The 15,605-nt window shown below is 55.0% G+C and carries 13 protein-coding genes; 5 read left to right on the plus strand and 8 right to left on the minus strand.

The genetic code is table 11. The features are described 5' to 3' along the window. The first annotated feature begins 86 nt into the window (after positions 1 to 86). Positions 87 to 995, plus strand: a complete 909-nt coding sequence (locus HPY30_12960; protein QYZ66816.1) for a DMT family transporter — start codon at positions 87 to 89, stop codon at positions 993 to 995. On the opposite strand, the gene HPY30_12965 is transcribed toward HPY30_12960, so the two are convergent. The 6 genes from HPY30_12965 to HPY30_12990 all read right to left on the minus strand — a co-directional run bounded on the left by HPY30_12965 (position 953) and on the right by HPY30_12990 (position 5,546). After that, positions 953 to 2,227 carry a TRAP transporter large permease subunit gene (locus HPY30_12965; protein QYZ66817.1) on the minus strand — a complete coding sequence of 425 codons (1,275 nt, stop codon included), beginning with the start codon at positions 2,225 to 2,227 and terminating at the stop codon, positions 953 to 955. The genes HPY30_12960 and HPY30_12965 overlap by 43 nt on opposite strands. Then, positions 2,227 to 2,715 carry a TRAP transporter small permease gene (locus HPY30_12970; GenBank protein ID QYZ66818.1) on the minus strand — a complete coding sequence of 163 codons (489 nt, stop codon included), beginning with the start codon at positions 2,713 to 2,715 and terminating at the stop codon, positions 2,227 to 2,229. The genes HPY30_12965 and HPY30_12970 overlap by 1 nt, the downstream gene beginning before the upstream one ends. 61 nt (positions 2,716 to 2,776) lie before the next feature. Beyond that, positions 2,777 to 3,097 carry a cupin domain-containing protein gene (locus HPY30_12975; protein QYZ66819.1) on the minus strand — a complete coding sequence of 107 codons (321 nt, stop codon included), beginning with the start codon at positions 3,095 to 3,097 and terminating at the stop codon, positions 2,777 to 2,779. A 125-nt stretch (positions 3,098 to 3,222) separates the two neighbouring features. After that, positions 3,223 to 4,218, minus strand: coding sequence for a TRAP transporter substrate-binding protein DctP (gene dctP / locus HPY30_12980; GenBank protein QYZ66820.1), 996 nt, complete (start codon positions 4,216 to 4,218; stop codon positions 3,223 to 3,225). 60 nt (positions 4,219 to 4,278) lie between these two features. Beyond that, positions 4,279 to 5,013: a hypothetical protein gene (locus tag HPY30_12985; protein ID QYZ68035.1), complete on the minus strand. Its 735-nt coding sequence runs from the start codon at positions 5,011 to 5,013 to the stop codon at positions 4,279 to 4,281. Positions 5,014 to 5,183: 170 nt separating this feature from the next. Next, a complete protein-coding gene (locus HPY30_12990) occupies positions 5,184 to 5,546 on the minus strand; it encodes a cell division protein BolA (GenBank protein ID QYZ66821.1) in 363 nt (120 codons plus the stop codon). Between the two features lie 195 nt (positions 5,547 to 5,741). On the opposite strand from HPY30_12990, the gene HPY30_12995 reads away from it, so the two are divergent. The 4 genes from HPY30_12995 (at position 5,742) to HPY30_13010 (ending at position 14,890) form a co-directional block, all read left to right on the plus strand. Then, positions 5,742 to 7,091, plus strand: a complete 1,350-nt coding sequence (locus HPY30_12995) for a sodium:alanine symporter family protein (protein QYZ66822.1) — start codon at positions 5,742 to 5,744, stop codon at positions 7,089 to 7,091. Positions 7,092 to 7,709: 618 nt separating this feature from the next. Further along, positions 7,710 to 9,833, plus strand: coding sequence for a DNA helicase RecQ (gene recQ / locus HPY30_13000; GenBank protein QYZ66823.1), 2,124 nt, complete (start codon positions 7,710 to 7,712; stop codon positions 9,831 to 9,833). 302 nt (positions 9,834 to 10,135) lie between these two features. Continuing rightward, positions 10,136 to 12,172 (plus strand): diguanylate cyclase, encoded by a 2,037-nt coding sequence (locus HPY30_13005; protein ID QYZ66824.1) that lies wholly within the window; start codon positions 10,136 to 10,138, stop codon positions 12,170 to 12,172. Positions 12,173 to 12,241: 69 nt separating this feature from the next. Beyond that, entirely contained in the window at positions 12,242 to 14,890 is a 2,649-nt protein-coding gene (locus HPY30_13010; protein ID QYZ66825.1) for a response regulator, read from the plus strand. A 1-nt stretch (position 14,891) separates the two neighbouring features. Here HPY30_13010 and HPY30_13015 read toward each other — a convergent pair whose 3' ends face one another. Both HPY30_13015 and HPY30_13020 read right to left on the minus strand, forming a co-directional pair. Further along, positions 14,892 to 15,221, minus strand: coding sequence for a glutaredoxin (locus HPY30_13015; protein QYZ68036.1), 330 nt, complete (start codon positions 15,219 to 15,221; stop codon positions 14,892 to 14,894). A gap of 13 nt (positions 15,222 to 15,234) precedes the next feature. Beyond that, positions 15,235 to 15,552 (minus strand): BolA/IbaG family iron-sulfur metabolism protein, encoded by a 318-nt coding sequence (locus HPY30_13020; protein QYZ66826.1) that lies wholly within the window; start codon positions 15,550 to 15,552, stop codon positions 15,235 to 15,237. Positions 15,553 to 15,605: the final 53 nt, after the last annotated feature.

Genomic DNA, 15,605 nt, shown 5'->3' on the forward strand with positions numbered 1-15,605 from the left:
ACTGAATAAGCAAGATTCCAAAAGGCCGCAGATGTAACATCTGCGGCCTTTTTTGTTTGGCGTTAAGAAAAATGGAGGAATATGTCATGTCCGTGCCGGCCGCCTATCTGGGGGTTATCCTGATCTGGGGCACCACACCGCTTGCAATAAAGTGGAGTGGTGAGGGTGTGGGTTACCTATTCGGTGTTACCGGGCGCATGGTCATTGGCGTGGTGCTGGCATTGGCGCTGGTACAGCTGATGCGGTTGCGCATGCCATGGCATGACGTGGCGCGCCGCACCTATCTGGCCGCTGGTCTCGGCATCTTCGTTGCGATGCTGTCGGTCTACTGGGCTTCCCAGTTCATCCCTTCAGGATGGATTGCGGTGCTGTTTGGTTTGACGCCTATCGTTACTGGCCTGATGGCACGGTTCTGGTTGACTGAGCAGGGCTTGACCCCGATGCGTCTGCTTGCTGTTTTTATCTCACTGTCCGGTTTGGCCGTGATCTTCAGTGCCGGATTGGAGCAGGGTGAGCAGATGGCTTGGGGGGTGATTGGTGTACTGTTTTCTGTGGTCACTCACTCTGCCAGTGCGGTCTGGGTGAAGCGAATCAATGCTGAACTACATGGTCTGGTGGTCACTAGCGGTGGGCTGATGGTGGCGGTGCCGCTGTTTCTGTTGACCTGGTTTCTGCAGGGGGAGGCGTGGCCCAGGGTCGTCGATGAGCGGGTGATCTCCGCGATAGTTTATCTCGGGATTATCGGGTCGGTGTTGGGTTTTGCGCTCTATTTCTACCTGTTACGCCATGTGGAGACGATGCGCGTGGCGCTGATTACCCTGATAACGCCGGTGATCGCCTTGCTGGTCGGTCAGTGGTTTAACGGAGAGTCGGCGGATGGCCGGGTCTGGTTCGGCACCCTGCTGATCATGCTCGGACTGCTCGGTTTCGAACTGGGCAGCCGGTTCTTGCCTCAACTGCGGTCAAGCAGGGCCAGGGAGAGTGAAGGCCAGTAGGTGATGATCAATACCGCGCCGAAAAGGAGGAAGAACCAGGGAAGGGTGGCGCGGTAGATCTGTGTCACCGGCTTGTCGAAACGGTAGCTGGCGATAAAGAGATTCATGCCCACAGGAGGGGTAAAGTAGCCTATCTGCATGTTGGCGAGGAAGATGATGCCGAGGTGTACCGGGTCTATGCCGTACTGGAGGGCCACCGGCAGCAGCAGCGGCACCATCAGCACCAGTGCGGAAAAGATGTCGAGCATGGTGCCCAGCACCAGTAGAAAGAGGTTGAGCAGCATCAGGAAGGTCAGTGGGTCCGACACCCGTGCGCGGATCCAGTCGAAAAGCTGGGTGGGGATCTCCTGATCGATCATATAGTTGGTGGAGGCCAGGGACATGCCGAGGATGACCAGGATGCCGCCCACCAGCAGCATCGCCTCGCGCATGACCTGGGGTAGCCTGCGCAGGGAGATCTCCCGATGGATGAAGACTTCGACCACAAGCACATAGAAGGCGGTGACCGCTGCGGCTTCGGAGATGGCGAAATAGCCGCTGTAGATGCCGCCGAGCACGATGATCGGTAGAGGAATCTCCCAGGCAGCTTCCCTGATGGCCGAAAGCGCCTCTGTCTTGGAGTAGGGGGTAAGCTTGACGCCGCGGCTCGACCAGAGGCTCCAGGCCACCAGAATCAGCAACATTAGCAGCCCCGGCAGGATGCCGGCCAGAAACATGTCGTCCACGGTGATGGAGCCGCCGATGCCGAGTTGCTGCGCCACCACTGCGTATAGGATGAGCGGTAACGCCGGGGCGAATAGCAGTCCCAGGCTACCGGAGGTAGTGACCAGTCCCAAGCTGAAATTCTGTCGATAACCCGCTTCAGTGAGGGCCGGATAGAGCAGGGCGCCCAGGGCCACGATAGTGACGCCGGAGGCGCCGGTAAAGGCGGTGAAGAGGGCGCAGGCGATCAGCGCCACGAAGGCGAGTCCGCCGGGCATCCATCCCAGCAGCGTCTGGGTGACGCGCACCAGCCGGTGAGGGGCATTGCTTTCACTTAGCAGATATCCGGCGAAGGTGAAGAGCGGGATCGCCAGCAGTACCGGCATCTCGGCGATACGGTAAAATTCGATGGCGACCACGGAGAGGTCGATCTCGGACTGGTGGAAGCCGATAAGGGCGCTGGCGCCAATGACGGCAAACAGCGGGGCGCCGAACAGGGCGATCAGGATGAGGCCCAGGGCGATCAACATTACTGTTTTCCCCCCGGCAGGAATCGTAGGGGTATATTGAACAGAAAGCGCAGGGTCATGATGCCGAAGCCGATGGGGATGATGCTCTCTCCGGCCCAGGCAGGGAAACTGCCGAACAGAAGGGAGCCGTCTTCGTATTCAAAGGCGACGAAGCGCGCAGCGTGCCAGGCGATGAAGCCGCATACAACGGCGCTGAATAGGTCGGTGACGGCCTGGATGAAACTGCGTCTTGAACCTGACAGATAACGGGAGAGCAGATCGATACGGATATGTCGATCCTCCCGGGTAGAGGCGATGGCACCCATCAGTCCGATCCAGAGGACCAGCATACGCAGGGTGGGGTCGGCCCAGATAATGCCGGAGTCGAAAAAGTTGCGTAGCAGGATCTGGGTGACTGCGAGCAGGATCATGGCCATCAGGAGAAGCGCCATTACACCATCCTCGGCAAGCAGTATGAACGCTCTGACGCGCTTTAGTTTGACTTCCATGATCGGTCCATTATACGGCGTATCTGGACAGAAACTATAGATCCGGAATGAAGTCGCACCATCAAGATGGCGGGTGAATATGTACCGCCAGCCAGAGGCAGGTTGGATCGGTGCTGGTCTCCAGCACCCGATGGGGTGTGTGGGCAGGAATAAACAGGGTATCCCCGCTCTGCAGGGTGACAATGCGATCCTCTATCTGCAGAGAGGCTTGGCCCTGGAGCAGGGCGATCCACTCATCCTGAACCTGATCGTAGATTTCGCTGCGGGTCGATGGGGGGCTCTGAATCTTTTCTATGGAGATATTCCTGCATTGTAGCAGTGTATCGAACGATTCCTCTTCTGCGGGGGCTTTCGCCGGTTGATACAGGTTAGTGCCGGCCATGGATTCATCTCGTAGGCCTAATCAAGCGTAGCAGATCAGGCAACAGGTTTGATGAGAATTAGGTTGGGTTAATCTGTAGTAATTTAGACTTTTTGGCTGTAACCCAACAATATGCGCCATTATCGTCAGCGGCTGGATTGACGATATTCATCGAGCAGTCTTTGAACCTTTCTAAACAGTTTGGGAGAGAAGAGTCCGTCGTTCTCCAGCGCCTTCACCGTAGCTGCTGCGGTTTGTGCCCACTCCTGATGGCCCTGGGTGGTCGGTTCAATGAAATCTATGCCCTGTTTTTTCAGCGCCTCAAGGGCTTTTTTCTCATCCTCTCGATTGCGGGAGTTGAGCGTCTGGAATGCTGTAGCCAGTTGAGTATGCAGAATCTCCCGGTCTTCAGGAGAGAGTTTTTTCAGCGCCTTCTCTTTGATCGCCAAAGTGCCGTAGAGATAGATCAGGGGGATGTTGGTCAGATACTTCACCCGTGTATGCCACTGCAGGGCGATGGCACCGATGGCCGAGGTGGCAACGGTGTCGATGAGGCCTGTCTGCAGGCCGGTAAGCACATCGGTGATGGGCAGGGGGATGGGTGAGACGCCTGTGGTTTCAAAGGCGACGCTGTTGATCATGTCACCCTCGGGTATCCATATTTTCTGTTTCCTCAGATCTGCGCTCTCGCGCACAGGACTGTTGGACATCATATAGGCGAAGCCCCCCTCGCCGAGTCCGTAGCTGACAAACCCCTTCTTGCGTAACCCGCGGATGATCTCCTGGTCCATACGTGCCCGCACATAGTCAACTTCATCCAGGCTGTGAAACAGAAAAGGCAGGCTGTAGAGTTGGGCATCCGGATAGACTGCTGCCAGTCCGCCGCCGGTAATGGCGCCGCCGTGCAGTTGGCCGACCCGGATCTTGCGCAGTACGCTGTTGTCGTTGCCCATCACGCCCCCTGGATAGAAGCGCAGTTTGACGCGGCCGTCGGTCTTCTTTTTTACCTCTCCTGCTGCTGCCCGCATGATTTTCATCCAGGCCGTGCCGTCTGGTGCCAAGGTGGCGATCTTGAGGGTGGTGGCGTGGGCGATGGATGTCAGACTCAGGCTAAATAGCAGCGTTATGATCACGCGGATCATAGGTAACTCCTTCTACAGGAAAAACTGGAAAAATGGGTATTGTAGATGGGTGCGGGCTGATTAGAAATAGTCGTCGTTCAGCATCTCTCTGGCTTGGCGCTGTGCGATAACGTTGCTGAGGGTCAGGCCGGGGACGGAAGGGTTTGCAGCGATGACTTCGTGCAGGAGATTATCGTGTAGTTTCTGGTCGAACAGCAGACGGGCGTAGCGGCGGGCGAACTCCACCTTCGCCATGAGATCTTTTCCCTCTGAATAGCGGATGGCAAGTTCGAAATGTTTGCGTCCGACTTCAGGTTTTCCCCCAAGGGCGGGAGGGAGTTGGGTGCGAATCACGCCAAGATAGAGTTGTGCGCGTCCTGCCTCGTAGCCCGGGTCGAGATCGATGACCCGCTGCAGCACGGCTTCGATTTTTGGCAGTTCAGCGATGGCATTCCAGTCATCCAGGTTGGCCTGAATCCAGCCTGCCCAACTGGTGCCGAAAACATAGAGCCCTTCGGCATCCAATGGACCTACCTTCAGCACATTCGGTTCGAACTCGATAAAGGGTTTGTCCATCGTGGCGCAGATATCGGGCTGAGACTGGCAGAGTCCCCGGCTTGCATAGTCCAGCGCCTTGTCCGCCAAGCCTTTTCGTCGTGCAGTGTCGCTGACCAGTCCGCCTCCATAGGCGCTATACAGCCTGGCACCGGCAAACAGCAGCGCCGGGTCATCGTCGTCGGCAATCAGGGAATCGAGCAGCAGCAGATAGGCAGGTGCGCCGCTGCGGACGATCTCGGGGTCTGTCTGATTCAGCATCGCACTGGAGAGATTACCCGCCAGTCGGTCAGTCGCCATCGAGGCGCAACCCGAAATCAGTAGCAGTAAGAGGCCAAACGCAGTGGCTTTGATAGTTAGGGATCGTCTCGCCATGTGGACCCGTCGGAAAAGTACGTTTCAGGATGCCGCTTCAAAACATTGAAGCAGCCTCAACGATGCTTTTTACCAACGTGTTCCATGTGATGCAACCAGCTGTTGAACATCATGCCGAGAGAGCCTGTGCCTGCGCGCCGGCCCTTGAATGTATGGAAACAGCCTTCCTCCTCTTCTGAAAAACGGGCTGCGCCAAAATTCAGGAAGACGAATATCAGTGCCACATCAAGCACCAGCCCGGCAACGACCAGCAAGCCGTGAACGACGATGTTGGCCATAATCCAGTTGAGAATCAAGGCGTGGTAGGTGAGACTGAGAAACAGGGTGGCAAAGAAGAGGGAAACAGCCATCAGAGAGAAGAAATCCGCCAGGCGTTCATGCTGACGGGTATACCCTTTGATATTTTTACAGACAGACATGGCGGTGGCCTCTTAGCCAGGTTCTACACGGCTCAACCTGGGTTGTATTTTCCAGTAAACTCTACGGTTACCCTAATGTAGTGAAAAGTCAAGTCATAACTCGGTCAGTGTGACCACTTCATCTGCGAGTGTATAGTAGGCTGATCACCCGGCGCCTCAAGGTCGGGAATCATAAAAACATCGGGGAGGACCTGCGTGGAGAGTGTTACCGAACTTGTCAAAGGGCTGAATGGCATCGTCTGGGGCCCGGTGATGCTGGTGTTGATCCTCGGTACCGGGATGTTTCTCATGCTGGGCCTGAGGCTCATACCCTTGAGACGTTTGGGTCATGGTTTCCGCATGTTGTGGCAGGGGCGCAGAGACCAGGGGGAGGGCGAGATCAGTCCCTTTAACGCCCTGATGACCTCTCTTTCCGCCACTATCGGTACCGGCAATATCGCAGGTGTCGCCACTGCCATCGCACTCGGTGGACCGGGTGCACTCTTCTGGATGTGGTGTACCGCATTGGTGGGTATGGCCACCAAATATGCCGAAGCGGTGTTGGCGGTGCACTATCGCGAAGTGGATGAAGTGGGAAACCACATCGGTGGTCCCATGTTCTACATCAAAAATGGTCTTGACGGACGTTGGGCCTGGCTCGGCACCCTGTTTGCCCTGTTTGGCGCATTGGCGGGTTTTGGTATTGGCAATACGGTGCAGGCCAACTCGGTGGCCGATGTGCTGGAGACCAATCTGTCGATACCTGCGGCGGTGACCGGTGGCGTTATGGCGGTACTTGCCGCACTGGTGCTGATCGGTGGAGTACGGCGGATTGCGGAGGTCGCCGGAAAGCTGGTGCCCTTTATGGCGATTGCCTATGTTGCGGGTGGTCTAATGGTGCTGTTTACCCATTTTGGCGAGATTCCGTCTGCGGTCGTCATGATCGTCGAGCACGCCTTTACACCAACCGCAGCTACCGGTGGTTTTGCCGGTGCGGCGATCTGGGCTGCGATACGATTTGGTGTGGCCCGGGGCATCTTCTCCAATGAGGCGGGGCTGGGCAGTGCGCCGATTGCGCATGCGGCGGCGGCCACCGACAATCCGGTGCAGCAGGGCACCATCGCCATGCTTGGTACTTTCATCGACACCCTGATCGTCTGCACCATCACCGGCCTGGCCATTGTGGTGACCGGTGCCTGGACCAGCGGTGAAACCGGGGCTGCGCTCTCCTCCATGGCTTTCGAGCAGGCGCTGCCCGGTGTGGGTGGTTATGTGGTGACCTTTGGGCTGGCGATCTTTGCATTCACCACCTTGTTGGGCTGGAGTTTCTACGGCGAGAAGTGTGTGGAGTACCTGTTTGGCGTACGGGCGATTTTTCCTTTCCGCACGCTCTGGATCATCATGATCCCGGTGGGTGCGATGGCGCAGGAGCAGCTCGATTTCGTCTGGCTGGTGGCGGACACCTTGAACGCGATGATGGCGTTGCCGAATCTGTTGGCGTTGTTGTTGTTGAGTCCGGTGGTGTTTGGGTTGACGCGGGATTATTTTGGGAAATCGTCAGAGTGACTCTTCCTCTTCGGGAGTGTTATTTGTGTCGCTACGCGACGGTATTTTGATAGGTGCTTCCTTACGCTGTCGTTTTTTCTTTTATTGCGGAAAGCGTGTTTCTCGCCCCGCTGGGCGAGTTACTTTTCTTTTTCGTGAAAAGAAAAGTAACCAAAAGAAAGCACGCCCGACTGTCACGCCCTACGGGCCGCTGTGATGCTCGCAAAAGTCGGCGGGACCGGAACTCGCTACGCTCAAACAGCCGGTCCCTTCTCCCGACTTTTTCTGCGCTTCTCGCTCGTGACAGAAACGGGATTACCCACTAGCAGGCACCTCGTAATTAGCTAGTGGGTGGGCGACTTTCACGCCACCGAGCAACGCAGTAAAACAGGGATAAGAGCCGCAGTTGTTTGAGCGCAGCGAGTTCTGCGGCTCCCCTGTTTTGCGAGTAGCGCAGGGCCACCCGATAGGGTGGCGTGACGGAGCAATGGTTTTGGTTACTTTTCCCGAAAGAAAAGTAACCTGCCGTAGGGGCGCGGAAGCCCCGTTAGATAAAAGCCGTCGCGGAGCGACACAAAAGTTTCAAACCCAAATCCACCAGGAAACACACCATCCCCAAAAAAAGTTACAATCTTCCCCATGCACCGCGCCCTCCAAATCCTCAACAACACCTTCGGCTACGAAACCTTCCGCCACAATCAGTCCGACATCATCGCAACCCTGCTTGAGGGACAGGATGCCCTGGCCCTGATGCCCACCGGCGGCGGCAAGTCGCTCTGCTACCAGATCCCGGCCTTGATAAGGCCAGGGGTGGGCGTGGTGATCTCACCCCTGATTGCGCTTATGCAGGATCAGGTGGATGCCCTGACCCAGCTTGGTCTAAACGCTGCATTTCTGAATTCCACGCTTGATATAGGGTCCATCCGCGCCACTGAGCAGGCACTCCTGGCCGGGGAGCTGGATCTGCTCTATATCGCACCGGAACGGCTGCTCAATGAGCGGACGCTTTCACTGCTGGAGCAGGTGCCGCTGGCGCTCTTTGCCATCGATGAAGCGCATTGTGTCTCCCAATGGGGTCATGACTTTCGTAAGGATTATCAACGGCTGTCAATACTTCAGGAGCGTTTTCCATGCGTACCACGCATCGCCCTGACTGCGACGGCAGATGAGCGCACCCGGCATGAGATAATCGAGCAACTCGGTCTGCAGAGCGCAGCGATCTTCATCAACAGTTTTGACCGGCCCAACATTCGTTATGCACTGGCAGAGGGGCAGAATGCGAAAGAGGCGTTATGGCAGCTCCTGATGCGTGAGCATCCGAATGATGCCGGAATCGTCTATTGTCTCTCCCGCAAGCGGGTGGAGCAGATCGCCGACTGGTTAAGTACCAAGGGCCGCAAAGCGTTGCCCTATCATGCTGGATTGTCAGATGCCGAGCGGCGCAACAATCAGTCTCGGTTCCTGCGGGAGGATGGGGTGATTATCGTTGCAACTATCGCTTTCGGCATGGGGATCGACAAACCGGATGTTCGCTTTGTCGCCCATCTAAACCTGCCCAAGAGCGTCGAGGCCTACTATCAGGAGACCGGACGCGCCGGCCGGGACGGTGAACCGGCCAATGCCTGGATGGCTTATGGACTGCAGGATGTGATTACCCTGCGCCAGTTCACTCAATCCTCGGACTCGGAAGACCAGTTCAAACGCGTCGCTCACCACAAACTGGAGGCGATGCTTGGGCTTTGCGAGTTGACCGGCTGTCGTCGCCAGGCACTGCTGGCCTACTTCGGTGAAACTTTGCCGGAGCCCTGTGGCAATTGCGATAACTGTCTGCTGCCGCCGGAGACTTGGGATGCCCAGGAAGCGGCCCGCAAGGCGCTCTCCTGTGTCTACCGCACAGGTCAGCGATTTGGTGTGAACTATGTGGTCGATGTGTTGCGGGGCAAGGAGGATGATCGCATCCAGCGTTTTGGGCACGACCGGCTCAGTACCTTCGGAATCGGGGCTGACCTCTCTATCAGTGAGTGGCGCTCCCTGTTCCGGCAGTTGATTGCCCAGGGATATCTCGACATCGATGTGGCGGGACACGGTTCACTGCGGCTGACCGAAAAGAGCCGGCCGCTGTTGCGGGGTGAGCAGGGGCTGATGCTGCGTCGTCAGCGCAAGGTTGAAAAAGAGAAGTCGAAGCGGGAACGTAAACTCTCAGGACTGCGGGCCTTTGATCGTTCTCTTTTCGAGTCATTGCGAGTCCTGAGGCTGGAACTGGCAGAGGCGCAAGGGGTGCCGCCCTACGTCATTTTTCACGATGCCACGCTAACCGAACTGGCGCGTAGACGCCCTGCCTCACTGCATGAAATGGCCGCCATCAGCGGCGTGGGCGAGAGCAAGTTGGCCCGCTATGGCCAACAATTTCTGCTGCATATCCGTGAATATCCCCTGCCCGATATGCTGCGCAACAATCTCAGCGACACTGTCAACGAAACCCTCTATCTGTTCAACAACGGGAAGGATGCGCAACGTATCGCTCAAGAGCGGGAACTCAAGCTCACTACGGTATATTCGCACTTCGCCGAGGCGCTGGAGGTCGGATTGCTGGATATTACCGATGTGTTGCCCGTTGAGGCCGAAGAGTATACCGAGATCGTCAGGCTTATGGAGCATCTGGACGTCTGTGAAGAGGGGCGTTTGAAGCCGCTCTATGAGGCGCTCGACGGGGCTTGGGATTACGGGATTTTGCGTTGTGTTCTGGCTGCAGAGTGCGGTTAATTCGCAAACACTCAAAGCAGGAAATAGATTCCGAGTGATCTATGTCGCATTTTGGTAGCATGCATCCTATATATTTATAGGGATATTACTTTCGGGCTTTTGCCTCAGTCCCACTGGTTGGGGGGCTTGGTTACACGTTGTAGTCCATCTCACGCGAAATATTTTCAGGAACGCGCTGTATCGCTGAAGGACAGATGCCAGGAGTGGTTTCCGTTCAGTGCTGAATTGCGCGAGCGTTGCCTGCGCATCTCTCTATCGTCCTTTGAGCGGCGGCGTGAAAAACTGATTTTACGGACACAAGATTGAAAACAGACAATAATAAAAAAATCCTGCTGGTTTTGAAGCGCCGAGCGTCGGTTTTGATGCTGCTGTTGGCGCTTTCGAGCGTGGTTCTGCTTTGGATGGACTGGCAAAAACAGGCAGGCCTGGATGCACTGCAACTGCGTGGAGTGGAGTTTTCTCGGGCAGTCGCGCAGCTTGTTGAAGAACCCATGCGCGAAAAGCGCGACCTGGATCTACAGCGTTTTTTAGGTTTGGCAAACCAAACTGAACCGCTCTATCTGGCCGTGTTGCATCCCGACCAGACTATTCTCAGCCACTGGACGGCGACCCGTTTGTCACTGACAGCGCCTCCTGCAGGCATTACGCCAGGAGAGTCGAGGGTTGTGGTTGACCGGTTTGCTGATCCCGTCACCGGTGAACCCTATATCCGTTTTCTTACGCCGATCCCACCAGAACAGCGGATGGAAGGGAGCATGCCTCTTGGTTATGTTGACCTGATTCTCAGTGAGACGCCTGCCTTGGAACTTGCGCGTAACTCTGCGCTATCACTGGCCATGATTTTGCTGATGGCGGCAGGTCTGACGGTGGCCGGCAGTGCGCTCTTGATCAGACTGCTTGACTGGAGGGTGCACCAACTACCCCCCGTGTCTTTAACCCGGCTGGGGCCAGCGGTATCCACTATTGGCGAGAAAAGCACTGGCATGGAAACGACTGTGTCAGAACCGCTTGATGCGGAAAAATTATTGGTATTGAAGAATAATTTTCAGGGTTTACGGGTAGGCCGTCTCACGCAACTGATCCATACTTATCTCTCCAGTGCCGAGGCGCTGCTGGAAAAGATGGATCAGACTTTCGACAGGCGGGATGCGAGAGCGCTGTTTCAGCTTGCGCACAGCCTGAAATCGTCAAGTGCCAATCTGACTGCCCTCCGGCTTTCGGCCCTCTGCAGGAATCTGGAAAAAGAGGCCCGCGATGGCAAAGTTCTGGAGGGAGAAAAACAGTTGCGGGCGATTCGGGATGAGTTTTCCCGTGTCAGTCAGGCTTTGGAAGTGGTGCTTACTGAATTGCCGGAGGATGAACCCTGGCAGATCGACCGGGAGCAGGATAGTAAGCTGGCGAGCCCCTATTTGGTGGGTGCGGGCATCGCCAGCCAAGAGCTGGTTGATGGGGAGCGGCGGCCAAGGGTGATGGTGGTTGATGATGACTCGACCGAACGGGAGATGGCGAAATCCCTGCTGCAAGAGGGAGGCTTCGATGTGGTGCTTGCCGAGAACGGCCGCATAGCGCTCGACCGCTTCTTCACAGACAAACCGGCGGTCATGCTGCTCAATCTGGAAATGCCTGAGCTTGATGGTCTCCAGGTCTGTGAGAGGTTGCGCCTGCTTCCTGGCGGAGAGCATCTGCCGGTGATCATGGTGACCGGCCATGATGATCTGCCTGCGATTGAAAAGGCTTACGCGGTTGAAGCCACCGACTTTGTTACAAAGCCGGTGGTGTGGCCGGTGTTGGTGCAGCGTATCCGTTATCTTCTGCGGGCTGCCGCTGCTTTCGAACGGGTCAATGAGCTGGCTATCTCTGACGCACTGACGGGGTTGCCCAACCGCCGTCACACACTGGAACGAATGCAGCAGGGGTTGGCAGAGGCGCGCCGAAACAATCTCACCTTTTCATGCACTCTGGTGGATATCGACTATTTCAAGCGCATCAACGATACCCATGGCCATCTGGTGGGAGACATTGTCTTACGTGAATTGGCCGGTGTGCTGCGTATGACCGCCCGGACATATGACGTCATCGGTCGCATCGGCGGAGAAGAGTTTTTGATGTTCAGCATCGGGTTGGATATTGACGCGGCCAATCAGATGGCCGAACGACTGCGCCGCGCTGTGGCCGATCACTCTTTTGGGACTAGAAACTTCAATGAACAGGTGACTGTGAGTCTCGGTGTTACTGCCGCCAGCAGCGGAGATGAGAGTTATGAGCAATTGTTGAAGGCAGCTGACAAAGCATTGTATGCCGCCAAGGATAGAGGGCGAAACTGTGTGGAGAGCAGGTAACTTTCTGTGTTGATTGTACAGACAGCTTTAAGAGAGTGTTTTTTCTTCCGACGCGGGTGACGGTTGAGGATGGACGGAGAGAAAAAACCGGGATCATCTCAGCCGCAGGATAGTGCGGAGCTGGATGCTTTGTTCAGACTGGAGCAGGCCCGGGTACTATACGGCAGTGCATTGCTGCCAAATCTGATCGTTTCGTTTGTCAGCGTTTTACTGGCTTTATATTTTGCACCTCTTTTGCCCATGGAATCGGTCTTGGTCTGGCTTGTCCCAATGAATCTGTTGGTGATGGCGCGCCTGGTGACAGCCTGGGCCTATGGGAACTACCGGACGAAATTTGGGACGACAGATTTCTGGGTGAAGATCTACGTCCTTCTGACTGCGTTGGTGGGGCTGAGCTGGGGTCTGGTTGCCTGGGTGCTTTTGTCGATACTACAGAACAATCCCATTGGTGTGATGATGGTTGTGCTTGTTGTTGCAGGCATGATATCGGCGGGGGTTCATGTCCTGGCAATCAGTTCAGTGGCGGCGATCTTTTACATTTTACCGGCCCCTATCATTATCGCTCTGCAATTCTATTCCAGCAGTCCGGATGGGGTGTCGCATATCTTTTTCATGATGCTGGCTTATAGCCTGTTTATGACCATGGTCGTGAACAAGCAGAACAGAACCTTGCGTGATAATTTCCTGCTGCAATATGAGAATGAGGCACTGATCAATAGCCTCCAGCAGGCTAAAAGTACCGCTGAATTCGCCAATGCCGCCAAGTCGTCCTTTCTTGCCAAAATGAGCCATGAGATCCGTACGCCAATGAATGGTGTGTTGGGCATGGCGGAGCTGCTGATGGAGAGCAGTCTCAATGAACGTCAGCGCCACTTTGCCCAAACCATCAAGCGTTCAGGCGGCCGCTTGATTCATCTTATCGATGATGTGCTGGATTTCTCTAAAATTGAAGCCGGCAGGCTGGAGCTGGAGCTGCAAAGAGTCAATCTGCGGCACCTCATTGAGGACGCAGTAGAATTGCTGGCCGATCGGGCCTATAGAAAAGGCCTTGAGTTGACTGCAGTGTTACCGCCCAACATGCCCAATTATTTCAGGTGTGATCCTGTACGCCTGGAGCAAGTACTGGTCAATCTGTTGGGAAATGCCATTAAGTTTACCCAAGTGGGTGAAGTGGTATTGGAGTTGGTGGTGATGCAACTGTCTGAGAACGAAGCTCGTCTCTCATTCAAGGTAACAGACACAGGTATTGGTATCGATGTCGGTAACCAACAGCGCATCTTCAAGGCCTTTACGCAGTCAGATGGTTCAATTACACGTGAATATGGCGGTACTGGTCTTGGACTGAATATCTCCAATCAGCTTCTTGGCCTAATGTGCGGGAAACTGAAGGTTGAGAGTGAATTGGGACGGGGAAGCTGCTTTCACTTCGACCTCCGGCTGCACATAGAGGAAGAAGAAGTTTATTCGGAACCTGCATTGGATGAAGAGCTACTGAATAGGCGACTTCTGATTGTTGATGATAATGCGACGGTGTGCAGGTATTTGATGAATCAGATCAGCGCATTGGGTCTGTCGGTTGATATCGCGAAAAATGGGAGTCAGGCTTTGTCCATGCTGAATGCCGCTGCCGACGTTGGAAATCCGTACGATATTGCTGTGCTCGACCGACAGATGCCTGGGGCCAGTGGCGCGGTGCTGGCCCGGATGATTAAAGAGAAGTCTGCGCTGGCGGCTACCCGAATCGTAATTTTGAGTCCACTGAATCAGCAACTGTCCGAGGTGCCGAATGGACTTGTGCATTTCCAGCTGACCAAGCCGGTGCGCCTGGATCAGCTATTGCGTTGCTTGAATGTCGTCTTTGATAGAGAATCCGCGCCTGCAAGAAGAGAGGCAGAAATCTTTCCCCTACAGGCACGGGATGATAGATGGATCGGTGTAAAAATCCTGCTGGTAGAGGATAACCCGGTCAATCAGGAAGTGGCGTTGGGCATGCTTGAATTGCAGAAGTGCCATATTGTGGTTGCGGAGAATGGACTGGAGGCGCTGGATGCGATGAAACTGGATGTTTTTGATCTGGTGCTGATGGATTGCCATATGCCAGAGATGGACGGCTTCAGAGCAACCGAGGAAATTCGCCTGTATGAATTACAACAGGACGAGGGAAGGCGCATTCCCATTATTGCGTTGACAGCCGATCTGCAGAAGGATATTCGTCAGCAGTGTCTCCGGGCTGGTATGGATGACCTGCTTGGCAAGCCATTCTCCACAGATGAGTTACTGACTGTAATGTCCCACTGGTTACAATTGGAAAAATCAGCTGGAATAGCAGGCCCTTCTTCAGTGGATGACGAAGCGGTCATTGATGTTCTTGTGTTGGATAAGATCAGAGCCTTACAGCAGCCGGGAAGGTCAGACATAATCAGCAGAGTGGTCAATCTCTTTCTGGATGTCACCCCCGGCTTAATAAGGAAACTGCATCAGGCAATTATTTCCAATGATGGTGAAGGCGTCCGTGAGGTAGCCCACAGTATCAAGTCCAGTAGCGCTAATGTAGGCGCACTGCAACTCTCCAAAAAATGTAGAGAGATGGAAGTGCTGGGTGAACAGGGCGACGTTGATGCCGTGAAAGAAATGATGGAAGAGATCAGTGATGAGTTTGTTGCGGTGCGGGCCGCATTGCTCGATGAGCTTGCCGGGGTCGAGCAGACGACGGTTTGAGTCAGGTGGAAAAACGTCGTTTGAGATATCGTATAATATCTCCAGATTCATACATCCACTGCACTGAGCCGTCCTGATGCTCAATGCGCAGGCAGGGTGTCTGATAGAGGCCTCCCTCTCTGATGAGCGCCTGCTTCCACCGCTGATTGTTGGCTGCATCGCGATATTCGATCTTGAGGTCCAGCTGCTTGATGACCCTGCGAACCTTTATACAATAAGAGCAGGTGGAGAACTGATAGAGTGCGAGCCGGCGGGTTTCCTTATCGACTTGCTGTTGCTCGTCCATACTTCTATGTATAGGAGCGGCGGTACCCAGAAGCTTTTTTATGATATCCAGCATTGCGTCATTTAACCTTGGAACCACCAAGGCACTCTGGTGAATCCCGTACGCTGCCGTTACGTTCGAACCACTCTTCTGGTGTCATGGTGTGTAGTGCCAGAGCATGCACGCCTCCCTGCAACTCCTCGGCCAGGATCTTGTTGATCAAGCGGTGGCGGTTGAGCAGTTTTTCCCCTTCGAAGCGTTTGCTCGCGATGACGACCTTGAAGTGGGACTCTGATCCTTCAGGCACATCATGCATATGGCTTTCGTTGTTCACTTCCAGAAAGGCCGGCGAAAGCGCTGCCTGAAGTTTCTGCTGAATGGATGTCTGTGTTGTCATAACCTCGTCCGATTGATTTGTTTGGGTACGAAATTATAGCGCTACTCTAAAAA

The organism is Gammaproteobacteria bacterium (ex Lamellibrachia satsuma), assembly GCA_019623805.1.
In the GTDB taxonomy this organism is placed as follows: domain Bacteria; phylum Pseudomonadota; class Gammaproteobacteria; order Chromatiales; family Chromatiaceae; genus QGON01.